The organism is Danxiaibacter flavus (assembly GCF_041060425.1).
GTDB classification, from domain to species: Bacteria; Bacteroidota; Bacteroidia; order Chitinophagales; family Chitinophagaceae; genus Danxiaibacter; species Danxiaibacter flavus.
The window spans coordinates 25,314-50,459 of record NZ_JAULBC010000008.1; the positions used below are offsets into that span (position 1 = coordinate 25,314).

At 42.2% G+C, this 25,146-nt stretch carries 15 protein-coding genes; 6 read left to right on the forward strand and 9 right to left on the reverse strand.

From position 1 onward, the window contains the following. Positions 1-92: 92 nt before the first annotated feature. From QTN47_RS21775 to QTN47_RS21810, 8 genes are all read right to left on the reverse strand, one after another. Positions 93-689: a hypothetical protein gene (locus QTN47_RS21775; protein WP_369331545.1), complete on the reverse strand. Its 597-nt coding sequence runs from the start codon at positions 687-689 to the stop codon at positions 93-95. Between the two features lie 3 nt (positions 690-692). Further along, positions 693-848 (reverse strand): hypothetical protein, encoded by a 156-nt coding sequence (locus QTN47_RS21780; RefSeq protein ID WP_369331546.1) that lies wholly within the window; start codon positions 846-848, stop codon positions 693-695. Between the two features lie 148 nt (positions 849-996). Then, a complete protein-coding gene (locus QTN47_RS21785) occupies positions 997-2,241 on the reverse strand; it encodes an NAD(P)/FAD-dependent oxidoreductase (protein ID WP_369331547.1) in 1,245 nt (414 codons plus the stop codon). A gap of 294 nt (positions 2,242-2,535) precedes the next feature. Beyond that, positions 2,536-4,890 (reverse strand): glycoside hydrolase family 127 protein, encoded by a 2,355-nt coding sequence (locus QTN47_RS21790; RefSeq protein ID WP_369331548.1) that lies wholly within the window; start codon positions 4,888-4,890, stop codon positions 2,536-2,538. 88 nt (positions 4,891-4,978) lie between these two features. Continuing rightward, positions 4,979-6,424: an APC family permease gene (locus QTN47_RS21795; protein WP_369331549.1), complete on the reverse strand. Its 1,446-nt coding sequence runs from the start codon at positions 6,422-6,424 to the stop codon at positions 4,979-4,981. Positions 6,425-6,830: 406 nt separating this feature from the next. Further along, entirely contained in the window at positions 6,831-7,832 is a 1,002-nt protein-coding gene (locus QTN47_RS21800; protein WP_369331550.1) for a 4-hydroxyproline epimerase, read from the reverse strand. 163 nt (positions 7,833-7,995) lie between these two features. Beyond that, a complete protein-coding gene (locus QTN47_RS21805; RefSeq protein WP_369331551.1) occupies positions 7,996-9,495 on the reverse strand; it encodes an aldehyde dehydrogenase (NADP(+)) in 1,500 nt (499 codons plus the stop codon). A gap of 9 nt (positions 9,496-9,504) precedes the next feature. Next, the gene (locus tag QTN47_RS21810; RefSeq protein ID WP_369331552.1) at positions 9,505-10,455 is read right to left on the reverse strand and encodes a dihydrodipicolinate synthase family protein; all 951 of its coding nucleotides are present in this window, start codon (positions 10,453-10,455) and stop codon (positions 9,505-9,507) included. Positions 10,456-10,697: 242 nt separating this feature from the next. Here QTN47_RS21810 and QTN47_RS21815 point away from each other — a divergent pair, with 242 nt between their 5' ends. The 6 genes from QTN47_RS21815 to QTN47_RS21840 all read left to right on the forward strand — a co-directional run bounded on the left by QTN47_RS21815 (position 10,698) and on the right by QTN47_RS21840 (position 24,309). Continuing rightward, positions 10,698-11,576, forward strand: coding sequence for an AraC family transcriptional regulator (locus QTN47_RS21815; RefSeq protein WP_369331553.1), 879 nt, complete (start codon positions 10,698-10,700; stop codon positions 11,574-11,576). A 593-nt stretch (positions 11,577-12,169) separates the two neighbouring features. Then, positions 12,170-15,436 carry a SusC/RagA family TonB-linked outer membrane protein gene (locus QTN47_RS21820; protein WP_369331554.1) on the forward strand — a complete coding sequence of 1,089 codons (3,267 nt, stop codon included), beginning with the start codon at positions 12,170-12,172 and terminating at the stop codon, positions 15,434-15,436. Between the two features lie 31 nt (positions 15,437-15,467). After that, positions 15,468-16,928 (forward strand): SusD/RagB family nutrient-binding outer membrane lipoprotein, encoded by a 1,461-nt coding sequence (locus QTN47_RS21825; protein WP_369331555.1) that lies wholly within the window; start codon positions 15,468-15,470, stop codon positions 16,926-16,928. Positions 16,929-17,894: 966 nt separating this feature from the next. Next, a complete protein-coding gene (locus tag QTN47_RS21830) occupies positions 17,895-21,029 on the forward strand; it encodes a SusC/RagA family TonB-linked outer membrane protein (protein ID WP_369331556.1) in 3,135 nt (1,044 codons plus the stop codon). 28 nt (positions 21,030-21,057) lie between these two features. Next, positions 21,058-22,485, forward strand: coding sequence for a SusD/RagB family nutrient-binding outer membrane lipoprotein (locus tag QTN47_RS21835; RefSeq protein ID WP_369331557.1), 1,428 nt, complete (start codon positions 21,058-21,060; stop codon positions 22,483-22,485). Between the two features lie 156 nt (positions 22,486-22,641). After that, positions 22,642-24,309, forward strand: a complete 1,668-nt coding sequence (locus tag QTN47_RS21840; RefSeq protein ID WP_369331558.1) for a M1 family metallopeptidase — start codon at positions 22,642-22,644, stop codon at positions 24,307-24,309. Between the two features lie 321 nt (positions 24,310-24,630). Here QTN47_RS21840 and QTN47_RS21845 read toward each other — a convergent pair whose 3' ends face one another. Then, positions 24,631-24,999 (reverse strand): CoA-binding protein, encoded by a 369-nt coding sequence (locus QTN47_RS21845; RefSeq protein ID WP_369331559.1) that lies wholly within the window; start codon positions 24,997-24,999, stop codon positions 24,631-24,633. Positions 25,000-25,146: the final 147 nt, after the last annotated feature.

Sequence of the window (25,146 nt, forward strand, 5' to 3'; positions counted from 1 at the left end):
GGATCAGGTTTTAGAAAAGGTTGAGATAAAGAAAATCGCCCCGATATATATTTCGGGGCGATTTTCTTTTATTGCGGGAACGTGTATCTATACTAAAGAAAAGGATTAAATTTCTTTACGGGTTGGGGTAAGAAGTATCCTTTAATTAGACTGACATTTCTTACACAGATCTCAATGTGAAGTCGCGAGCTAAAGTTTGCATTCGCATAAATTTCGCCACCTTCCTGGAAAGGACTCCGAACCGTATCATAATCAGGTTCATTCTTGAGTACATTGGATTGATGGATATACTTAATTACAGCGCAATCTAAAGCCCGGTTAGCTCCTTTGTTTTGCGGCAGTGATTCGCCGCTTTCTTTGGTTGCTTTGTCGAGGCTGGTGTATGCTTCTTTTACGATGTTGATTGCATTAGGTTCTATAAGATTAAGGCAACGCCCTAACTCAATTATGGCTCCAATAATGAACGGCGTTCTTATTGATCCATTGATTTTTTGTTTTTGAGAGGCCGCTTCCATCGCATACTCTAATGCCCGATATGGATTCTGTTCCCAGAAATAAATGCCAGGACCCAGCCAGTCCCAGGGGTTATTACTTGGTCTAAGCTCATTTGATCCTCTTAAAAGTTGAAGGGCCAAGTCTTTATCGCAACTATGAAATCCGATGACTTGAAAGGGTTGATGATATGTCACCTTTTATTTTTTCTTCTTTTTGCTCGTGTTTTTGACATCACTGTCCTGGATAATTCCGGCATCAATCAGGAATTGTCTGGCTGTTGCCTTGCTTTTAAGGATTTCTTTAGTTGTCTGCCTGATTACTTCAATTTGTCGTTCAATATCTACTTGAGTCATGATTTTTTATTGAAATACTAAGTTACAAATGTGATTTAAAAGCTATGTATTTCATCTGCACAAAAAAATATTCGTAAAAACTACAAAAAGCGGTACGAAAAAAGCCAGGTGGTATTCCTGGCTTTGCACGAAGATAATGTCTATAAAGCTATCTCTCCACCGCAAAAGGTTTCAAGTCAATACTTGTTGCTGTTTCGTTAACCAACTCTGTAACCAGTTTCCCTGTTCCCGCACCAAGGCTTAATCCCAGCATAGAGTGACCGGTTGCGATAGTAACATTACCCCATTTACCTGTCTTGCCGATATAGGGCAATCCATCTGCAGAGCATGGCCTGTATCCATACCAGATCTTATCTGTTGATGGCATGGAAACATTAAATTCAGGATAAAAGCTTTTTACAGCATTTAATATCCCTTCAACACGGTTGTAGCGAGGTGGCGTATTAGTGGAAACTACTTCCATCGTTCCGCCGAAACGGATCTTGTTGCCATCCATTGGCGTAATAGCCACACGGCCTTCAACTAAGATTGATGGATAATTAACTTTATAACGAGAGTTTTCTAATGTTACAGAATATCCTCTTCCCGGCATCAACGGAATCCTTACATCAAGTAGCGCAGCCACTTCACGGCTCCATGATCCTGTTGCTACAACTACATGATCTGTTTCAAAACTCTGATCAGCAGTGATCACTCTCGTAACAGAGTTTCCTTTCTTTTCAAAGCGAACTGCTTCCTGGTGCGGTAATAACTTAACACCAAGTTCTTTCAGCTTCAGAATAAGTCCCTTCATTAATTTGTTTGGATAGAGATGACCATCACATTTAAAGAAAATGGCACCAAGTCCATTGATCTTTGTGTGAGGTTCAAGCGCCTGCATTTGATCATAATTCAATAGCTCAGTATCCAAGCCAAGTTTGTGTGCTTTTTCAACAGTATGTTTAGCATGCTCTGCGTTTGCTTCTGTCTGGAAAATTTCCAGCAACCCCTTGTGCTCATACGCGAAATCAAAGCCGACTTCTTTCGTCCAGATCTCATATTCCTGCTGGCTCAATAACGCTATATCACGCAAAGGGACTGCAGACCTTTCCACATGTTCTTCATTGGCATGTTTCATAAACTTAAACCCCCAGTCGAACAATGCCTTACTCAGCTTTGGCTGTACATAAAAAGGACTTTTGGAATTCAGCATCCATTTTAAACCTTGCTTAATAATGCCTGGTGTAGCCAGCGGAATAAAATGGCTCGGGCAAACGTAGCCCGCATTGCCGTAGGAACAGTTATCCAGGAAATCCTCTTTGTCAATTACCGTAACATCCCATCCCGCGCGCTGTAAGTAATACGCAGAGCTCAACCCGATAATACCGCCTCCTATAATTGTTACTTTGCTCATGTGATATATTAATAAGTGAATAGTCAATGGTGAATGGTGAAATGTGCGAGGACTTCCGGCTTTTTGGGCCGGTTGTTTTGCAAGTACGAGTTACGAAGTACGAAGTACTTAGGCTCGAACAGCTCGCTGCTTTTCATTCTGTTCATTAAAAAAAGCCTAATCAGTAGTATCCCTGATTATAAAATCCTGTTTAATAATCCAATCCAAATCCGCACTAACCAAATAATCCTGTTCATCCTAAAATCCCATAAATCCCGGTCCAGACAAAATCTCGGTCCAGGCAAAAGATCCGGTTTACCGGATAATCCTAACTCCAAATACTCTCCCAGCCGTCTTACCATAATTAGACTCAATCCTAATCGTGATCGAGGTTTTATTCCCAATCAGCTCTTTCGGAATTTCGTATGTTTTGTCGTAGAACTTGCCGGTTTTTCCGGCCGTTAATTCTTCAGTTGCGATCTTTTGTCCTTCTACTAAGACATCAAACTTACGGTCTTTATCATCGCCGATATAAGTCAGCAGAAGATTGTTGGCAGTTGCAGGATCAGCTTTCATGGTGAATGCAAAATATCCGCCGGCACGTACTTCGCGGCCATTTACGCCAATCGCATCACTCACATAGCTCTTTTCGCTGGCTGTAAGATTGTGGTCTCTTTCAGGCTGCATTTCGCCAATACGGAACACATCTATTGTACGGTCTGCAATATCCTTTTGTCTTTTCTTTTCTGCTTCATATTCCTCCTGCCGCGCATTCCAATCAGCATTTGTAAAGTAATCCCAATAAACACTATAATATTCATTGTACATTTTGTAGAAGGGGATCAGCTCAACATCTTTAGGCTTGCCAACATTCTCCATTACAAAGCTTAAGCTTGCATTTGATACAGGTTTGATCCATTCATTCACATTCTTGTTGTCAGTCAAAAGAACCGGTGTTCCAAAAACAGGGTCAGGCATGTTTTCTCCAAGTCTGCCGGCAAGCACTAACGGACCATACATTACTGCAATGCGGTTTTGGTTGTCAGGCATGCTTTCTGTGTGCAGGGATTTGGATAAAACAAGCGTGACCTTATCATTGTTTTTCCATGTGCGATTAATTGCTATAAAACCATCCGCACCAGTTTCAGGATTCACCGGCTTACCATTTACAAGAACTGTCGTGCTGCTTGCCCAATAAGGTTTACGCAGACGTAAAGCAAACGCTGTAGGTTTTTTGGTCTGAATAGTCAGGTTGCTGCTATCGCCTTCAGGAAATGAAGTTTGCTGTGTGATAACAATACCTTTTTCTTTCCAGTTAAGCTGAGATGCAATAAACAGGTTTACATATAAGCTTCCATCTTTTCCTTCATAGTAAATGCCTTCCGCATATTTGCTATGGTTCTCCATACCACTTCCAACGCAGCAGGTGAAGGTATTAAAACGGTCGCTGAATTGCTTCCTGGTGCCCATGCGCAACGGAACAAAATAGCACATCATGCCATCATCCGGATTTTGTGATGCCAGGATGTGATTGTAAAGCGCTCTTTCATAATAATCGCCAAAAGCAGAAGAAGGTTGCCAGCTAAACAAATATCTTGTCAGCTTAAGCATGTTATAAGTATTGCATGTTTCGCAGGTGTTATCGCTTAGCCTGTCGCTCAGCTTGTCTTCTTCTCCGCAATATTCATAGTTACTGTTGCCGCCGATTACATATGAGTGATGATGCGTCATTGTTTCCCAAAAGAAAGAAGCAATGGTCTTGTCGCTTTCTTTTGCTGTCAAACTATATTGGCGTGCACTTCCAATTGCTTTAGGAACGTTGGTATTGGAGTGTTTGCCCGGCATTGGATCAATTCTTTTTGACAAGGGCTCCATCACGAAGTTGTCGTAGAATTTGTAAGAAAGATCCAGGTATTTCTTGTTGCCGGTGATAGCATAAATATTTGCCAGCACATCATTCATGCCGCCATATTCACAACGCAACATTTTTTGCAATTGCTCTTCGCTCAGGTTTCTCAGAACATTGCCGGTCCAGTCGGCCATTCCGGTTACAACGGTCACCGCCTTTTTGTTGCCGCAATAGAGATAAGCATCCACAAGTCCGGCCATCACTTTATGAACAGTGTACCATGGCGACCAACCTCCATTCAAATCAAAACCACCGGTTTTTATCTGGCCTATAGATACTTTATAGAAGATGCTGTCTTCATTTGGAATAGCGCCAACATATCCGGTTTTTCTTGCCTGTTGGCAACGCGCCAGCTCATCGACGATATAATCCGCCCTCTTTTTAAACTCTACATTACCTGTTGAAGCGTACATCATGCTGATGGCAGAAAGATAATGCCCCAATGTATGACCCGATAAACCATCGCTTTCCCATCCGCCATATACTTCACCTTTTGTAGGCAGACCTGCATTTTTGTAAAATCTGTGCAAGAGTCTGTCGGGCTCTATACTGATGAGGTATGCAGAGTCTTTTTCCATTGCATTTACAAACGGGCTTCCCGCAAGTAGTTTCACATCCTGTAATGGAAAACCATAAGCTTTTGTATCTACCGCGGGATGCACTTTAAAGCGTGTGTCATTTTTTTGCGGCAGGTAAGATTGTGCAAACGCTGTGCTTCCTAATAAAGCCAGTGTTGATATTCCCAGAATAATTTTTTTCATCAGTTGGTTTTTTCTCTGATCGGTTAATAGACTAGCCTGATAAAATCAGTATATATCAGCAGGGTTAATGAAGCCAGAAGCCAATCAACTAACTGCTTATTTTTTCTTCTACAATGTTTTGCGCAATTGCTGTCGTTTTCTTTTGTTTTCCCGTGGCTATATAATACAACGGAACACCCAATAGTACGATGCCTAAACCCGGCCAGGTGTACGTAGGTTTATATACAAAGAGAGCGATGCATATTGTTGATGCAAACAATACATATAAAGCCGGAAGCACCGGATAGCCGAATGCTTTATAGGGCCTTGGAATATGTGGCTGTTTTTTTCTTAGACGGAAAATGCCGATGATGGTTAAGATGTAAAAGATCAGTACTACAAAGATTACATAATCCAACAGGTCACCATAACGGCCACTCAGGCAGAGCGCTGAAGCCCAGATGCACTGGATCCAAAGTGCAGTGGCTGGAACAGCATTTTTATTCAAAATGCCCACCTGTCGAAAGAACAATTTGTCTTTTGCCATTGTATAGTAAACTCTGGCGCCGGCAAGAATGAGTCCGTTATCACAACCAAACGTGGAGATCATGATCATGATCGCAATGATATAGGTGCCGCTTGTTCCGAAAATATTATGGCTCGCAACAACAGCAACGCGATCATTTTCCGCAAATGCAATCTCATTAAGCGGTAGTACAGCCAGGTAAACAAGATTTACAATAACATAGATGGAAGTAACGATCAATGTTCCAAGTAACAGGCTTAAGCCGATGTTTCTTTCCGGTCTTTTTATTTCGCCTGCTATAAAGGTTACATTGTTCCAGGAATCACTGCTGAACAGGCTTCCCACCATGCTTGCAGCGATGGCGCCCATAACAGCAAAGCCAGCATAGTTGGCAACTCCGGTAGTTGACAGTTTGTTGAGCGCAAAGCCTGTGCTCCAGTTCGCGTTCCAGATATTTTTATCAGCGCCGAATATCAGCCCGAAAACAACGAGACCGACAAGCGCCGCAATTTTTGTAATAGTAAAAGTTGTTTGAATGATCTTTCCTTGTTTTACGCCTAATGTATTGATGTAGGTAAGCAGGCAGATCATTAAAATCGAGACGACCTGGGCGGCAGAAATCTTAATAAAGCCGAGGTCCGCCAGAATATTTTGTTCACTAAGGGAAGGAAAGATGTATGCGGCAAACTTAGAGAAAGCTACACCTACAGCTGCAATTGAACCGGTTTGGATAACGGCGAAAAAACTCCAGCCATATAAAAAGCCCACCAAAGGGTTATAAGCTTCGCGAAGGTAAACGTACTGTCCGCCGGCTTTTGGATACATGCCGCTTAATTCACCATAGCTTAAAGCGGCAGTAAGTGTAATGATACCCGTAAGGATCCAGATAAGAAGCAGCCATCCCGCGGAGCCCACATTACGTGTGATATCCGCACTTACGATAAAGATTCCCGATCCAATCATGGCACCGGCAACCAGCATGGTGCCGTCCAATAAACCCAGCGATTGTTTGAATTTTTCCGTGGCCATCGATCGTTGGTTGTTTTAGGTTATAAGCAGTGTTTTGTATAGAGCCGGAATAAGTTGTATGTTCTATTTCGGCCATCGAAAAATTTTAGCAGCGGAGTGCGGTTTGATAAGTATTTGTCCTACACTTATAAAGTGTAGGACAAATACTTATCAATGTAATTTTCAATCTCCGCATTTCAATCTCTTCAATCAGTAAAGTTCTTTTAACCCTGATCCAGAATTTTATATGTCCTACACTTTCAAAGTGTAGGACAACTACTTGCCAAATCTGACAATCTTCAAAATCCTATAAATCCTGGTCTGTTTTAACTTGTCCTACACTGTTAAGTGTAGGACAACGTTCCATAAAATTCTATCCTGTTAATCCATTAATCCCTCCAATCCCGGTCTAGACAAAAAATCCCAATCAGAGTACCTGAAATCCATATGCATACGGATCATCTTCCGGGTCAATCGTAATCGTATTGTAACCATACACCCTCGCCCAGCCTTCGATGCTTGGCCTTATCGCCGGTTTCCCGGCAACTGTTGTTTCTTCTTCTATTCTTCCTGTAAACTTGGAACCAATAATGCTTTCATGTACAAATTCATCACCCTTCTTCAACCTGCCTTTGGCATACCATTGCGCCATGCGCGCTGAAGTGCCTGTTCCGCAAGGAGACCTGTCGATGGCCTTATCTCCGTAAAACACAGCATTGCGCGCAGTAGATGTAGGATCTAAAACAGCGCCGGTCCACAACACATGAGAGCAGCCATTGATCGTTGGATTATCCGGATGAACAAACTCGTATTTTTCATTGATGCGTTTGCGGATTTCCCTTGCCCACGCAATCAGCTTGTCTGCAGGATAATGTTCAAGACCTTTAAAGTTTTCCTGTACATCCACTATTGCATAAAAGTTGCCGCCGTAAGAAACATCAAACGTAAGTTCTCCCAGTTCAGGACAGTCAATTGTTAGATTTTCTGCCGCCAGGTAAGCCGGTACGTTCGTGAGTTTTACTGAAGTAACTTTTTTGCCTTCCTGTTTGTATTCAATCAGCACCAGGCCCGCAGGTGCTTCCATGCGGACAATGCCGGGTGTTTTGGGAACAATCAGTCCTTCTTCAATGGCAATGGTAATAGTACCGATGGTGCCATGGCCGCACATGGGTAAACATCCGCTGGTTTCAATAAAAAGGACGGCGACATCATTTGCCTTGTTATGTGGGGGATATAAAATGCTTCCGCTCATCATATCATGACCACGGGGCTCAAACATAAGGCCCTTCCTGATCCAATCATATTCCCGTAAAAAGTGTTGACGCTTTTCGCTCATGTCTGCACCCTCCAGTACAGGGCCGCCGCCTGCGACAAGCCTTACAGGATTACCGCAGGTGTGAGCATCAACACAGAAGAAAGTTTTTTTCATCCGGTAGTTTTATGAAGTCAAAATTCAAAAGTCAAAATTCAAAAATTAGCCCGCACTGAATTAACGATTGCGTTCAAGTTCGTGTTCTACGAGCTAACAGAAAACGTAAGAAGCTAGTGAAAGCAACAGCTTTTTTACTTTTTACTTTTGAATTTTGCCTTTTTTACTTTTTACTTATTTTTTCTCTTGTCCATTCATTGTTTACTATACGCAGTATATTCAGCGGATTGTCATTCTTCAAAGCTTCGGGCAACATGCTGTCAGGAAAATTCTGAAAACATAATGGTCTGACCCATCTTTTGATAGAAGAGGTACCTACTGAAGTAAAGCGTGCATCAGTTGTTGCGGGGAAAGGTCCACCATGAACCATTGCTGCACATACTTCCACACCGGTTGGTACGTTGTTCAGAATAATTCTGCCTGCAAGCGTTTGCTGCAGTTCAAAAATATCCTGGTGCTGCGTCAAGTCTTCCTCCGTTGCCATCATCGTTGTTGTTAACTGGCCTTTTAGAGAACTCAAAACAGCTTTCAGTTCTTTCGCGTCTTCACAAACGATAGCCAGCGAGAACGGACCAAACACTTCTTCTTTAAAATGCGGATTTGCAAGGAAAGTCTGACCGCTTACTTTGGCAACAGTAGGTTGCGCTTCTATATCCTGCACCTCTTTTTCAACACGTGCAACTACCTGAATACCTTTCTGCAACAACATTTCATCAAGACCGGAATTGTAAGAGTGATAAATTCCGCTATGTAACATTTTCTGTGGAGCAACTTTTGTAATTTCTTCTCCCAGAATTTGAAGGAAATTATCCAGTGCCTCACTCTTTACTGCAAGCAATAAACCGGGATTGGTACAGAACTGTCCCATTCCAACTGTGATAGAACCTGCATATGTTTGCGCCAATGCGGCAGCATTCTTTTGCAAAGTATCCGGGAAGAATACAACCGGGTTAATGCTGCTCATTTCCGCAAAAACGGGAATCGGGGCTTGTCTTTCATTTGAGTAATCACACAGAGCGCGACCACCGCTGAAAGAACCGGTAAAACTAACTGCAGTTGTGTTAGGATGTTGAACCAAAGCTTTTCCTACAACGTTGCCCTTGCCTGTTGCATGCTGAATAAGGTGCTGAGGCATTTTACAAGCCTCTATAGCTATTTGCATAGCCTCAAATACAAGTTCAGATGTTTTTACGTGAGCGTTGTGTGCTTTTATGACCACGCTACATCCTGCTGCCAGTGCGCTCGCTGTGTCGCCACCTGCGGTAGAGAACGCGAAAGGAAAGTTACTTGCGCCAAAAACCACAACTGGTCCCAGTGGTACAAAAACCTTACGTATATCAGGTCTTGCAGGAGTTCTTGTAGCATCCGCTGTATCGATCGCTGCTTCCACCCAACTGCCTTCTTTGATTAAAGAAGCGAATAATTTCAGTTGATTGGTTGTACGGGATATTTCTCCGTTAAGTCTTGCTTCGGGAAGATTTGTTTCTGCATTGGCGGTAGAAACAAGAACAGCTCTTTTTGCTTCTATTTCCTCTGCAATCTTCTCAAGGAACGCCGCGCGGTCGGCCGCGGATATTTTTTTATAACTATCAAACGCATGTTGCGATTGTTGCATTACAACGTTAACGTCAATAGCTGTTTCCTGGATCAATGTGTTTGTCATATATATAGATTAAAGAATAGCGTCTTTCACTTCTGCATGATTCAATTGTATTGATTTGTAATCTGGCAATACGGGTCTGTTAGCCAGCGCAGTGTTTACAATATTCAGTATTCTTTCTCTTTCTTCACCAACCAATGTTAAACGCGGAGCTCTTACGTGTTCAGTACCTACGCCTGCACAAGCTTCGGTTAGTTTAATGTATTGTACGAGCTTGGGGTGGATGTCCAGCTCAAGTAATGGCATAAACCAGCGGTAGATGGCAGTTGCTTCTGCAATTCTGCCTGCTTTAACCAGTTTGTAGATGGCAACTGTTTCGTGAGGGAAGGCGCAAACCAAACCGGCAACCCATCCGTTGGCTCCAAGTAGCATTTCTTCCATGGCAATAGTATCAACGCCGCAAAGGATGGAATAACGGTCGCCGAATTTGTTGATCATCCTGGTAACGTTGGTTACATCTCTGGTTGATTCTTTCACCGCCTGAATAGTTGGGCATTCAGCCAGTTCTTCAAACATTTGTAAAGTGATCTCAGTTTTATAATCAACGGGATTGTTGTAAACCATCAGAGGAAGATCTGTTGCGCTGGAAACTGCCTTGTAATATTCAACAGTTTCACGATGGTCAGTTTTATAACGCATAGGAGGCAACAACATTAAGCCCTGTGCGCCCCACTCTGCAGCAAGTGTAGCCTGTTTTACGGCTTCACGGGTGGAACCTTCTGCGATATTAATTAATACGGGTACTTTACCATTTAAAGAAGATACAGTGGTTTTAACCAATGCCTCTCTTTCGGATTCAGTTAGTACACTGGCTTCTCCCAATGTGCCTCCAAGAACAATACCATTTACACCTGCTTCTACCTGTAAAGCAATGTTCTTCTGGCTGGCATCCATATCAAGGTCGCCCTGTGCTGTAAATTTGGTTGTAACTGCAGGAAAAACTCCTTTCCATTGTATTTTCATGAGACTCTTATTTTATCCAAAGATATTTTTGTGCGTAAAAAAAGCCATTACGTGAGTTAATGAATAATTTACCAATATTAGCTAGAATATTTTATAATTTTAGTTCTATCTTGCAATTTCAGTTAAAAAATAGCCTGTGATCTGTTGATTTAAAGGTGCATAGCACAAGCGGTTGATGAACATTTTGTAATGTATGATCGGCCATTGTTATGTAAGGGTTTCCCAATGAGAAAATATAACCGATGAAAGTTCTACAGTTTACCATACCTGTTGCAAAAGAAAACTCTATAGTAGTGCAGGAAGACATTCTGCCTCACTTTTACGATCACCTCCACCGGCATTATGAAACCCAGGTAACCTGGGTGCTGAAAGGCGAAGGGACGCTGATTGCGGGTAACTACATGAAGCAGTTTAAGAGCGGTGACATATATATACTTGGCGCTAACCAACCGCATATATTTAAAAGCGATCCTGCTTATTTCGATAAGAGACGAAAAAAGGAAATTCACAACATCACCATCTTTTTCAACCCCGACGGGCTATTAATGCAATTGCTGGACCTGCCGGAGATGAAGAATATCCGCAAGTTTGTTTCCTCAACCGCATCGGGTTTTAAAATACCTGCTGTTGATTGCGGCTTAATAAGTGATCATATCACAAAAGTCAAGAACAATAAAGGCGCCTTACGGGTAGCCGCTTTTATTGAGATGTTGCAGGAATTGTCCGGCGTTAAGAACCTGGCACCCCTGGCGAACGCTTCAAGCGAAAATCTGATCACTGATACAGAGGGATTGCGCATGAACGATATCTACCAATACACGATGGATAACTACACTGATAATATTTCATTGAAAAAGATAGCTTCCATCGCGCATCTTACACCTCATGCATTTTGCCGCTATTTTAAAAAGCACACGCGCAAAACCTATGTTACCTTTTTGAATGAAATAAGAATAAATGAAGCCTGTAAAATAATGCTTGGCGGTAATTTCGAAAACATTGCCTCAGTGGCTTATGATACAGGCTTCAGCAATGCTGTAACTTTTAACCGTGTGTTTAAAAAAGTAGTGGGCAAATCTCCAAGAGAATACATCCGTGAATACATTCAACGCGTGGATTAATTGATAGTTGAAAGTTGATAGTTGAAAATGCGTTTAATCTTTGTGGAGCCCTAATTGTCGGCTACTTTTTCTCAGTGGAGTAATAAAATACAGTTACACAGAGAACACCGAGAAGACATAGTTGCACAGAGAGCTGTTAACTATTATTGTCCGTATTCTTTTTATCATTGCTATATATCATCACATACTCTGTTGTTCCACAATTTGCACATTCGCACATTTCCTCATTTGCTAATTCATTATCAATTGTCAATTAAAATTAGTCATTAATTGCTCTGCGATATTTATTGCATGCAGTTTGTATGTTAATATTGGTAAATTATATGGTAACACGGATTAAATTTATTTTAATTTTTACTTCTAAGTTTGATTTATAAAATTAAACGTCAGCGTAACAATTGGCGTTTAGTGTAATTATTAAACGAATTGCCAAATCTTCATTGCTATCATCTTTAATCTTGTATAGTCACAGCTTTACAGTTTGAATTTGCGTGCCATAACTGACTAGTCGCCTATTTATCAAACATAAAAGAGAAATTCCGCTTATGAGAAAAATGACCTCCGTGCCTTTACTTATATTCTTATGCTTATGCATGAGCGTATATGTACAAGCGCAAACACTCAATGTGAAGGGTAAGATTGTTGACAACAATGGAACACCCGTGGGCAATGCCGGTATCCAGGTAAAGAATAAAACTGCCGGCACTGTGTCAAAAGAAGATGGCACATTCACAATTCACGTGGCATCAAATGGTACATTAATTGTTTCTGCACTTGGCTTTGCTGAACAGCAGGTTGAAGTTGGCGGAAAAGAGACAGTTGATATTGTTTTAACCAAAGCCACCAAAGTACTGGATGAGGTTGTTGTTACAGCCCTGGGTATCAGCAGACAAAAGAAATCGCTGGGTTATGCCATTCAGGAAGTAAAAGGCGAACAGCTTACGCAAAGCAACGAGCAAAACGTACTGAATTCACTATCAGGTAAAGTGGCTGGTGTGCAGATCACAGGCGCCAGTGGTGCTGTCGGTTCAAGCTCCAGGATCGTATTACGTGGTAATAGTTCATTGGGTGGAAACAACCAACCATTGTTTGTTATTGATGGTGTGCCGGTGAGCAACTTCGCCACTAACCTTGGTTCAGGTGGTGCTGTGGATTATGGCAACGCTATCGCTGAAGTTGATCCTAACAACATTGCTTCGATCTCCGTGCTGAAAGGTGCGAATGCTGCAGCGTTGTACGGACAACAAGCCGGTAACGGTGTGGTATTGATCACAACAAAAGATGGCAAAGGTGCAGGTAAGAAGATGTCGCTGAGTTATTCCGGTGGGTTCTCAATTGAGAATCCTTATATCTTACCAAAATTCCAGAACCAGTATGGTCAGGGAACTTACGGTGAAGAATATATGTGGAAACAATACCAGGCAGGGGAATTAAGCCTTTCTGATATTGGTGCCAATACCAGCCTCGATCCAAAAAGTTATCAGGACTGGGCACAGGGTGTTGGCTTTTCTTATTTGGATGGTTTAGGAAATGGAACTAACGATGGTGTTGACGAAAGCTGGGGACCAAGACTGGATGCGGGTTTGCTTATTCCGCAATACAACAGTCCGTTGGATGCAAATGGAAACAGGATCGCTACTCCGTGGGTCTCTCATCCAAACAACATCCGCGATTTCTTTACAACAGGTTTTACAATGGATAACTCAGTTGCATTGTCAACCAGTTCTGATAAGGGCAATACGCGTCTTGCGTTGAGCAACCAGAGACAACAAGGTGCCATTCCTAATACAGATCAGAACAGGTACACCATTCAGCTGAATACTACACAGAACTTCACCAATAGGTTTAAAATAAACACAAACGTGAACTATGTTAGAACCGAGAACAACAACCTTGTTGGTCAGGGTTATAACGGTAACAACCCCATGCAGTCAATCATGGGCTGGTTTGGTCGCCAGGTTGATATGAAAGACCTGAAAGCCAACTGGCAGAAAGAGTTTAACGGAGGTTTCCCATACAACTGGAACAGCAACTTCCACGATAATCCTTTCTTTAACGTATACAACAATACACATTCACGTTACAAAGACAGGATGTACGGTAACGTAAATCTTACTTACCAGTTTAGCAAATGGTTTAATACAATGGTTCGTGTGGGTGATGACTGGTCAACTGAGGTTCGTAAGGAGATCAGTGTAAATAAAACCAATTCTACTTCTATCAGTAAATCTGAAAGAACATGGGGCGGTGGTAGCTTCAGACAAAATCAGTATAACCTGAACACATTAAACGCCGACCTTATTTTCTCTGGTAGTGGTAACATCACAAAAGACATCTCTCTTAACTATACTGCCGGTGCAAACTATCAAAGCTATAAGCAAGTATATAGCCAGCTGGGTGCTGATCAGTTAACTGTACCAAACGTATTTACGATCAGCAATGCAAAAGGTTCGCCTGTTACCGGTATGGCAACAAGCCGCTGGCGCTCTAACAGTGTGTTCGGACAAGCATCGTTGGGTTATAAATCATGGTTATACCTTGATCTTACAGCGAGAAATGACTGGAGTTCTACATTGCCTGAAGGTAACTGGTCTTACTTCTATCCTTCTGCAAGTTTAAGCTGGGTATTCACGAATGTGTTAAATATAAACCCGTCAATATTAAGCTATGGTAAATTAAGAACCAGTGTTGCGGGTGTGGGTAAGGGTGGCCCCAATCCTTACTCTACTTATGGTACGTACGGCGCTAATGCTTCTGGTTACAATGGTGTTACGCTGTATAGTATCTCAAGTACTTTGCCTCCACTGAACCTGATGCCTGAAAAAGCAACAAGTAGCGAAGTTGGTTTGGAGTTACAGTTCCTGAATGGCAGATTAGGATTGGATGCGACTTATTACGAGAAAGTAACAAAGAACCAGATCATGACTGTTGATGTATCAGGTGCATCTGGCTTCGTAAAATCACAGATCAATGCCGGTGAAATTCAAAATAAAGGTGTTGAGTTACAGTTGAATCTTGGTTTGTTGCGTTCTGCAAAGGGGCTTAACTGGGATATGAACATCAACTGGGCTAAGAACTCCAACAAGGTTACCAAATTGTATGAAGATCCCGTTACAGGACAAAAAATTGCGTCTTACGCAATTACTTCTATCTGGAGCAGAACAATCGATGCCATCCCTGGTCAGGCTTATGGTGTGATAAGAGGCGGAACTTTCGTGCGTGATGCGAATGGCGCCATCGTGGTGAACGATAACGGTATGCCTAAATATGATGCTACACCAAAACCTGTTGGAAACATTACACCGGATTGGATTGGCGGTGTTAGCAATACATTTACTTATAAGAATTTCCGCTTCAGCTTTTTAGTGGATGCACGCATGGGTGGTGACATCTTCAGCGTTACGCAATGGTTCGGTCTGCAGTCTGGTGTATTGCAACCAACTGTTGATGGTGGTATACGTGAGAATGGTGTTGTTGCTGGTCAGAACGTGTTTACAGATGAGAAATTTGTAACTGCTGACGGTAAAACAAATACTGCCCGTGTTAATGCAAGAGATTTCTTCCAGAGCTTATGGGATGGTAGCGAAAAAGCAATTATTGACGCTAGTTATATTAAGCTTAGACAAATTGAATTTGGTTACACACTTCCTGCAAAAGTTACCAGCAAATTGGGTTGGTTAAAAGGTGCAGGCATTTCATTGTTCGCTCACAACGTTGCGTTGTTGTATACCTCAAAAAGCAATCTGGCGCACATTGATCCTGAGACCGGATTTGGTGTAGGTAATGATGGTCTTGGTGCTGAGCAATACCAGATTCCTTCCAACAGAAGTATCGGTGTTAAACTGAATATCAATCTGTAATTAGTAAATGAGTTAATTAAACAGAGAAACAATGAAACAAAAATCATCTTATATAATAGCGGCATGTATTGCCGCAGCGGTGGGGCAGGGTTGTACAAAAGATTTTACACAGATCAACACAAACCCCGATAAGCCTGTAGTGGCGCCAACTACAAACGTGTTTGCTTATGTAGTGGAGGATTTTGCTGCTACGTATTTTGATGCCTGGGGTGACATGAACGAGCCTGAAACTTATGGTGGTCACCTTGGTAAGATCCAGTATGTGGATGAGGCAAGATATAAATTCAGAACCGGTACAGTAACCAGCTTATGGAACGCCATCTACCGCGACATGAAGAATGCGCAATTAGTAATTGGCCAGGCAGAGAAAGATAAGGCTGTTAATATGCAGGCCGCAGCATTAACCATCCAGGCGTACATGATGCAGATAGGAACTGACCGCTGGAGAGACATGCCGTTTAGCGATGCGATTAAAGGAGATTCCGGTTATATCACACCAAAATATGATACACAAGAAACTATATATCCAGCAATAGTAAATCAACTGAAAAAAGCTGCAGATCTTTTTGCGCAGGCTTCTGATGATAAACTGGGTGAGGGTGACTTGTTGTTTGCAGGTGATGTAACCAAATGGAGAAAATTCTGTAACTCACTTCGCCTTCGCGTGGCAATCAGACTTTCAGGCGTTAATTCAGATCTTTCCAAATCAATCATTGAAGAAGTTACGGGCGATGCAGCTAAATACCCTGTGTTTGAAAGCAACGACGATAATGCATTTTTGATTTGGCCCGGTTCAAAACCTTATATCGAGCCATGGAACAGCGATTCACAAGGAAGAGACGATCACGGTCCGAGCGCACCTTTTATCGATACACTTAAAAAATATGCCGATCCTCGTTTAAGCTCATTTGCACATCCTGCTCCGGCAGATGGCGAATACAGAGGCGTTGAAATTGGACCGGTTAGCTCTCCTACAATTTCATTGTATTCAAGAATAGGTACGATCTATCGCGATGTGGCTGCAGGTTTTTCGCCTTTCATGCGTTATTCAGAAGTACAGTTTATCCTGGCTGAAGCAGCTACAAGGGGATGGAACACACATGGTTTGACCGCTGAACAGGCATACACTAACGGTGTGATGGCTTCAATGGCAGAAAATGGTGTTACGGATGCGAATGAAATAAGCGCTTACATGAATGCTACAGGTGTTAAATGGACTGGCAGTGTGAAACAGATTTACATGCAGAAATGGATTGCTTTATTTAAAGACGGACATGAAGCATGGGCTGAAGAAAGAAGAACGGATTATCCGTTGTTGCCAGCAGCTAAAGGTTCATCTTATCCTGGTCACACACGTCCTCCTTTCCGCTATCCTTACCCGGTAGAAGAATCTACCTTGAATGGCGGAAACAACGCAACTTTTGGTGCGGATGTGAAAGACAATTTCTGGGGCAAACAAATGTGGTGGGATACACGTAAAGGTGTTCAATAAGTCTCATGTGTTTGTATATAGATTAAAAGCGCAGGCCTCCTTTTCAGGAGGCTTTTTTATTGGTGGAGGGGATTAACCACAGATGGCCACAGAGTTTTTTTCACGGAGTAACACGGGGTTGCCACAGAGGCTCAGAAGCACAGAAGAAATCCAGAGGAACAGCGGAGGTTTTAACCATAGATGGCCGCGGAGTTTTTTTTCACGAGTAACACGGGTAGGCACAGAGGCACAGAAGCACAGAAGAAATCCAGAGGAACAGCGGAGGTTTTAACCACAGATGGGCACGGAGTTTTTTTTCACGGAGTAACACGGGTAGCCACAGAGGCACAGAAGCACAGAAGAAATCCGGAAGAACAGCGGAGGTTTTAACCACAGATGGGCACGGAGCTTTTTTCACGGAGTAACACGGGTGGCCACAGAGGCACAGAAGTACAGAGAAAAATTTTGACAGTGCTTTTTTTATATAATGAGATATAATCCTTTCTTGCTAATAGTGAAGTCAATAATAACAACAATAATGACTTCATCGATGTTTCGATTCCCTAACCAGCATAAAATCAGTCGATCAAATCTTTGTAAAAAACTCTGTGCTTTTCTGTGAAAAAAACTCCGTGCCCATCTGTGGTTAAATTCAGTGTTTCAGTGCTTCTGTGGCTAACCTTTCCACAACTCATAAATAAATGTATTTTATACAATTAATATTAAAAACAGTTTAAAAAACAATTTGATGAGCGGTTTTTTAATGTTTTTTTCATTTATTAACTTGCCGGCCTTTGTTTCACCGACACATGGGTTAATATATGTAAAGTAGAGGATAAAAGGGATAAAGGCTATTCTTTGAACAAGGGATAAGTTTGGCATACAAAATTAACTGGCCTTCATCGCGCCTATGGGGATACGGACGTATAGTCTGGCAAATACCATGTAACCTTTTATTGCACTTTTTTGAAGAATCAAATTTATTTATTGAAATCTAAAAACCAGGGAGAAGATCTGCTTATGAAACCGCGCACACTAAACATGTTGCAGGTTCTTAAACTAAAAATTGAAAGGTTGTTGTTATGGAACAACGGCAACCGGTATGTGTTTAAACCTGCCTCACGCAAAATGTCATTCCTCTGTTTACTGAGTTTTTTATTTGTAATGGCCAAAGCCCAAACAAGCAGTTTGCATGGCCGTGTCACAGAGGAGAATGGAACGCCCGTGGCAAATGCCACAGTGAAATTTAAAAATAAGTCCACTGGCGTTATTACAAAAGACGATGGAACTTTTTCTATTCAGTCAACCGGAAAAGGAACGCTGGTTGTTTCCGCGCTTGGTTATGCTGATAAAGAAGTAGATATAACGGGCCAGCAAAATCTGGAGATCGTGTTGCCCAAAACTTCAAAGCAACTGGAAGAAGTTGTGGTTACTGCATTGGGTGTAAAAAGAGAGAAACGGAATCTTACATATAGCACACAGGAAGTCAAAAGTGATGATATCATTAAGGCCAAAGAGCCGAATCTTGTTAATGCACTTGCCGGTAAGGTTGCAGGCGTGCAGGTGACAAGCTCTTCCGGAACTCCGGGAAGCTCTGCAAGGATAGTGATCCGTGGTACTACTTCTATCTTTGGGGATAACCAGGCGTTGATCATTGTTGATGGCATTCCGATCAATAATGATGAGACGGGAAACCTCAATTCTGGTCCGGGGTCTAACAGGCTTAATGATATTGATCCTTCCATCATCGAAAGTGTGAATGTGCTGAAGGGCGCTGCAGCGACAGCTTTGTATGGTTCTGCCGGTGCCCGTGGTGTGTTGATGATTACAACAAAAGGTGGCGCGCAGGATAAGAAGCCTACCTTCTCTCTTAGCTCAGACCTTTCTTTTGAAAAGCCGCTTGTGCCTGAGGTTCAAAGCAAGTATTCACAAGGTGAGAATGGCGTTTATTACAATGGCGAAGATCGGAAAACAAGTAGCTCCTGGGGAGCGCTGATGGATACTTTGAGAGTAAATGGCGCTCCGGTGAAGAAATATAATCAGATGGACATGTTCTTTAGAACTGGTCTTACCAGCAATACAACTTTCAGCGTGAATGGCGGTGGTGCAAACTCAAGCTATTTTCTTTCATATGCTTACCTCAATCAAAAAGGTACAGTACCCAATACAGATCTTATCCGCAATTCAGCTTTTGCTAAGTACACAACAAAAATATACAAGAACCTTACAGCAACTTTCCAGTTAAACTATTCTAATACGAATAATAACAGGATGCCTGAGGGGTATATACTGGAAGCTCCCGTCTGGACGATCTATACTGCCCCGGTAAGCTGGAATCCCCTTCCATATTTAAATCCGGATGGAACACAAAGGGTATACCGTTATTCAAGAAACAACCCTTACTGGACGCTGGATAATATTTATAACAAATCTCTTGTTAACCGCTTTATTCCTGTGTTTACTGTTAACTATACGCCACTCAAATGGCTCACTATTACAGAGCGTTTGGGAACAGATATGTATACCGAACAGGACAAGTATAAAGAAGCCGTTGGTTCTGCTGCGAATCCGGCTGGAAGAATTATTGAACAGAACCTTAATTTCCGCCAGTTCAACCATGACCTGATCATTAATGCCAACAAGACGTTCGGGCGGTTTAACGTGAACTTGTTAGCAGGTAATAACATATACTCTAACTACCTGCAAAAAATGTATGCGCAAGGTTTGGGCTTGAGTATTGATGGTTTTGATAACATCAGCAACGCCGCAAGCATCAGTTATACAGAGAATCACTACTTAACACGTAAAGTAGGCTTTTATGCTCAGGCAAATATTGATTACAATAATCTGCTTGCTTTGTCATTGACCGGTCGTTATGACGGTAGTTCGGTTTTAGCCAGGAATAATGCATTCTATCCATATGGATCTGCGGCCGGTAGCTTTATATTTTCTGAATTATTTTCGGGTGGATTGAGAAAAGTTGTTAACCTGGCCAAGTTGCGTGTTTCTTACGCAACAGTTGGTAACGATGGTGTAGGTGCATATTCGCTCTCAACTCCTTTCATGGTAAACAATTTCGGCAATATTACTTTTCCGTACCAGGGCAATTCAGGCTTTTTGCTGAGTGCCACTCTTGGCAATCCACAGTTGAAAAACGAACGATTGAATGAAGCTGAGATAGGTCTTGAGGCTAAGTTGCTGCAAAACAGGTTAGGCTTTGAGTTGTCTTATTTCTCCAAGAAAACAGTTGATGGAATTATTCCTGGTGTAGCCATTGCACCTTCAACCGGGTATAATGGAACAACGGTTAATACTGCCAGCATTGAAAATAAAGGTATTGAGCTGATATTAAATGCAACACCTGTTAGAAGCAAGAATTTCAGCTGGGATCTTATGTTCAACTTTACCAAGATCAACAACAAAGTACTTGCGATCTATGGAGATACAAAACAACTGGGCAACGGCTTTACGCAAGTGATAGTTGGTCAGCCTTACGGTGTAAAGTACGGCGGACGTTATGCGCGCACTGCTGACGGAAAATTATTGATCGATGACGGCGGCCTTCCTTTCAGAGCTGATACAGATAGCATTATAGGCAACATTACGCCCGACTGGCTTGCAGGCTTAAATAATACGTTCCGTTATGGTCCTTTTGCTTTAAGCGTATTTATGGATATGAAGCAGGGTGGGGATATTGAAAATAATGTGGATGGCTACGGTTATTTCTATGGAACACCAAAAGTTACTGAAGACCGTGGCATGCGTGTAGTTCAGGGAGTTAAGACTTCAGACGGCAAACCCAATGACATTGCAGTTTCCGGCCAGGATTATTACAGAAGGATCAATGGTATAACTGAAGCGGTAATACAGAATGGTACTTATATAAAATTGAGAAGTGTAAGTTTTTCATATGATCTGCCACAGAACCTGTTGCGTAAAACGCCTTTGAAGACAGCGGCGATTGTAGTATCCGGAAGAAACTTATGGATCTACAGTCCGCATTTTACCGGTGCAGATCCTGAAGTAAGTTCATTTGGTTCATCCAATGGATCACAAGGACTGTATTCATTCTCTACACCAACATCACGTTCTGTAAACTTTACATTGAGAGTGAGCTTTTAAATGATTCTAAACTTACAAAGTGAAAAAAATGAAAGCATTAAAAATATATCTGCCGATTCTTCTGTTGGCAATAACCGGGTGCAAAAAATATATCGATGTTAATACTGATCCTAATAATCCAACCAAGGTGCAGGAATCGCTATTGCTTGCCCCGCTTGAAATGGCGATCTCACATGCAATTGATGCCGGTAGCAGTGTTAGCAGCCAGAGCGCTACTAATTACGGATTTGCCCCAATTCTTATGCAGCATTACACACAGGTGGTTTGCCTTAACCAGCCCGTTCCTAACGAAGGGACTTATCTCCTGGTGAATTCACAGGTAGATGGGGACTGGAGCAATGTGTATGTAACCTGTCTGAATAATCTTGCCATATTAAATACCAAGGCTGAAGCAGATAGCAATTATAACTATTCGGGCATCTCAAAAATTCTTACCGCTTTTTGCCTGGGTGTAGCAACAGATTGGTGGGGTGATGTACCCTATTCAGAAGCGCTTAAGGGCAGCACTAATTTTACTCCGAAATATGATTCGCAGGAAGAGATCTATAAGAACATTCAATCCTTTCTGGATAATGGTATAAGTGATATTGCAAAGAACAAAGGCAAAATACCGGGTTCCGATGATTTCTTTTATGGCGGTGATATGGAAAAATGGACCAGGCTCGCGTACACATTAAAGGCTCGCTTTTATATGCACCTTACAAAAGCGCCCGGCTACACTGCCACGCAACAGGCAACATTGGCGCTGGCCGCGTTGGACAAAGCTTTGCAATCCAACGACGACAACCTAAAGTTTGTTTACACAGGAAGTGCCGGACAGGAAAATCAATGGTACTGGAACTTTAGTTCTACTTCTACACTGGTATTATCTTCCGCATTTGTAGACACACTCAAGGCACGTACGGATCCAAGACTGACAATTCTGGTAGCGCCAGCCGCGGCTACGGGCAAGTATAACGGACGCGCGATTGGTACACAGGGTGTTGGATCTTTGGAAGATTATTCAATTCCTGGAAATTTATACGCAGCGCCAGCAGCCAATAACTATATTATCAATTACTCTGAAGCTTTGTTTTTAAAAGCCGAAGCTACGTTGATCAGCTCAGGTGCAGCTGCAGCAGCTCCAATTTATAGACAGGCTATTGAAGCTGATATGGTTAAATCCGGGTTAGATATTACCAGCGGATCTGTAACCAGCTATATCAATAGCAGAACAAATATTACGGCTCAAAATGCACTGAGACATATCATAGAAGATAAAGTAATTGCCAATTTTTTGTCGCTGGAAAACTTCAACGACTGGAGAAGAACAGGCTTCCCTGTGTTACAAAAAGTTCCAAATGCATTGTCCGACATACCGCGCAGGATCATCTATCCTCAACTGGAAAAAACATCTAACCCTCAGCCGCAGCAAACTGCTAAGCTAACAGACAGGGTTTGGTGGGACGCTCAATAATTGACCGACAAAAACGGTCATTCTACACAACACGGTTAATCCATGTAAAGAAATGGGTTATCCGTGTTGTTTTTTTATAAAACCGTATCCTGAACTTTAGCGGGATTTTCCTTTCGTACCGGCATTCGGTGCGATATTTTAAAACACCAACCGGTCATGAGAAAAATTATCTTTTCGCTTTTTGCTACCTGTATGCTGCTGAATGCAAGCGCTCAAAAGTGGCGCGATTTTACAAAAGCAGATACCCTGCGTGGCACGTTAACACCAGAGCGTACCTGGTGGAACGTTCTTCACTACGACATTACAGTTAAGCCAGATTATACTGAAAAAACGACCGTAGGGAATAACATCATTACCTACCGCGTGACGGCGGACAATTCATCCAAAGCAATGCAGATAGATCTTCAGCCACCGTTGACTATCGATAGTGTTATTCTTGATAATAAAACCAGGCTGGAGGCCAGTCATGATGGAAGCAATGTCTGGCTGATCAAAACGCCAACACAAAAGAAATCATCCACACATACGCTCCAGGTATATTTTAGTGGCAAGCCGCATGAGGCGATCCGCGCGCCCTGGGATGGCGGCTGGACCTTCACAAAAGATACACTTGGCCGTCCGTGGATGACTGTAACCTGCCAGGCAAAAGGCGCTTCAATCTGGTATCCATGCAAGGATCATCAGAGTGACGAACCGGATAACGGTGCTTCCTTGACGATGATTGTGCCTGACACGCTTGTTGCAGTTGCTAACGGTCGTCTTCAATCCAAAAAAGCAAATAATGATGGTACTACTGCTTACAAATGGGCCGTTGTTAACCCCATCAATAATTACGACATCATTCCCTACATCGGCAAATATGTAAACTTCAGCGAAGTATATAAAGGCCTGAAGGGTAATCTTGATGTGAATTATTGGGTGTTGGACTACAATCTTGATAAAGCGAAAGCTTATATGCCTAAAGAAGTGCACAATATGCTGAATGCATTTGAATATTGGTTTGGTCCGTATCCTTTCTATGAAGATGGTTACAAGTTGATTGATGCATCACACACGGGCATGGAACACCAGAGTGCAGTTGCTTACGGAAACTGGTACAAACCCGGTTACCGCGGTCGGGATGGCTCGGGAACCGGCATTGGCATGAAGTGGGATTTCATCATTATTCACGAAAGCGGTCACGAATGGTTTGGCAACAATATCACAAGTAACGATCTGGCTGATATGTGGATCCACGAAAGCTTCACTAACTATAGCGAGACATTGTTCGTAGACTATATCTACGGAAATGATGATGCGAACGGTTACAATGCAGGAACAAGAAAAGGTATCAGAAATGATCGCCCGGTTATCCCGCAATACAATGTAAATGCAGAGGGAAGTGGGGATATGTACCCTAAAGGCGGCAATATGTTACATGCCATTCGTCACAGCATCGATAACGATTCATTGTTCCGCAACATTTTACGTGGCCTGAATAAAACCTTCTACCACAAAACAGTAGATGCAAAGGATGTTATCGGCTACATGTCTAAGCAAGCTGGTTTCGACTACAGTCCTGTGTTTAAACAATACCTCACTACAACGCAAATACCTGTTTTGGAATGGTATTTTAGTGAAGACAAATCGAAAGTATTCTATCGCTATACGAACTGCATTAAAGCATTCAACCTGCCATTGGCTTTAAGAAATACTGAAACTTCTGTCAAAATATATCCTTCAGAGGAATGGAAGAGCAGCGCCGTAAATGCAAAACAACAGGCACTGTTTGATAATGATGGAATTAAGAAAATGTATTATTTGGAAGTTGTGAAAACGAAGTGAGGAGGAAGGTTTGAGGGATAAGGTTTGAGGTGTCAGGTATCAGGTTTCAGGTATCAGGTATCAGTATAAGTACCAGGGATAAAGATTTTAGGTGTACTTTTTATGTGTGTCAGCAACTGCAATTCTGTCGAAATTACGAGACGGGGTTGCAGTTCTTTTGAAGACCGTAAGACATGTAAGATCGTAAGACCGTAAGAGGAATGTTGCGGTTGCTACAGTCTCATGAATTGCGATTTCTTACATGTCTTACTATCTTACATGTCTTACTATCTTACTGTCTTACTATCTTACTGTCTTACGGTCTTACGATCTTACGCGTCTTCAATATTGTCCCGTGCTCAGCATCACCAGCGTGCACGCTTCCATTGTTTTAATGCCATTCTTTTCGGCCATTTCAACAAGTTCATCGTTTTCCGTTCCGGGATTGAATATGATGCGTTTGGGATGCAGCTGCATGATATAATCATAATATTGCTCCTGGTTATGCTTGTTAAGATAAAGCGTAACTGTATCAACGTCATCCATTTCCGGATGTTCTGTAATAATAGGAACATCACTCGCTACGCCCTGCTTTTTACCAATGGCTATAATTGGATGTCCGTGAGCTTTCAGGCGGTTAACTGCCAGGTAACTGTACCTCGACGGATTGGCCGAAGCTCCCAATACAACTGTTTTTTTCTGTGTGCTCATAACTTAAATATACACAAAAATGTGCCAGCCTTTTTGGGAAGCCTAAGTGCCTTACACCTCGCAGGTGTAGGACACTTAGGCTTCTCTGTGAGTACTATCACTTTTCGTGTAAACTTGTCCTACACTTTCAAAGTGTAGGACAAGTTT

Bases quoted from the DNA above. Each gene is read 5' to 3' on its own strand.
- QTN47_RS21780 (WP_369331546.1), bottom strand. From the start codon at position 848: ATGACTCAAGTAGATATTGAACGACAAATTGAAGTAATCAGGCAGACA.
- QTN47_RS21785 (WP_369331547.1), bottom strand. From the start codon at position 2,241: ATGAGCAAAGTAACAATTATAGGAGGCGGTATTATCGGGTTGAGCTCT.
- QTN47_RS21790 (WP_369331548.1), bottom strand. From the start codon at position 4,890: ATGAAAAAAATTATTCTGGGAATATCAACACTGGCTTTATTAGGAAGC.
- QTN47_RS21795 (WP_369331549.1), bottom strand. From the start codon at position 6,424: ATGGCCACGGAAAAATTCAAACAATCGCTGGGTTTATTGGACGGCACC.
- QTN47_RS21800 (WP_369331550.1), bottom strand. From the start codon at position 7,832: ATGAAAAAAACTTTCTTCTGTGTTGATGCTCACACCTGCGGTAATCCT.
- QTN47_RS21805 (WP_369331551.1), bottom strand. From the start codon at position 9,495: ATGACAAACACATTGATCCAGGAAACAGCTATTGACGTTAACGTTGTA.
- QTN47_RS21810 (WP_369331552.1), bottom strand. From the start codon at position 10,455: ATGAAAATACAATGGAAAGGAGTTTTTCCTGCAGTTACAACCAAATTT.
- QTN47_RS21815 (WP_369331553.1), top strand. From the start codon at position 10,698: ATGAAAGTTCTACAGTTTACCATACCTGTTGCAAAAGAAAACTCTATA.
- QTN47_RS21820 (WP_369331554.1), top strand. From the start codon at position 12,170: ATGAGCGTATATGTACAAGCGCAAACACTCAATGTGAAGGGTAAGATT.
- QTN47_RS21825 (WP_369331555.1), top strand. From the start codon at position 15,468: ATGAAACAAAAATCATCTTATATAATAGCGGCATGTATTGCCGCAGCG.
- QTN47_RS21835 (WP_369331557.1), top strand. From the start codon at position 21,058: ATGAAAGCATTAAAAATATATCTGCCGATTCTTCTGTTGGCAATAACC.
- QTN47_RS21840 (WP_369331558.1), top strand. From the start codon at position 22,642: ATGAGAAAAATTATCTTTTCGCTTTTTGCTACCTGTATGCTGCTGAAT.
- QTN47_RS21845 (WP_369331559.1), bottom strand. From the start codon at position 24,999: ATGAGCACACAGAAAAAAACAGTTGTATTGGGAGCTTCGGCCAATCCG.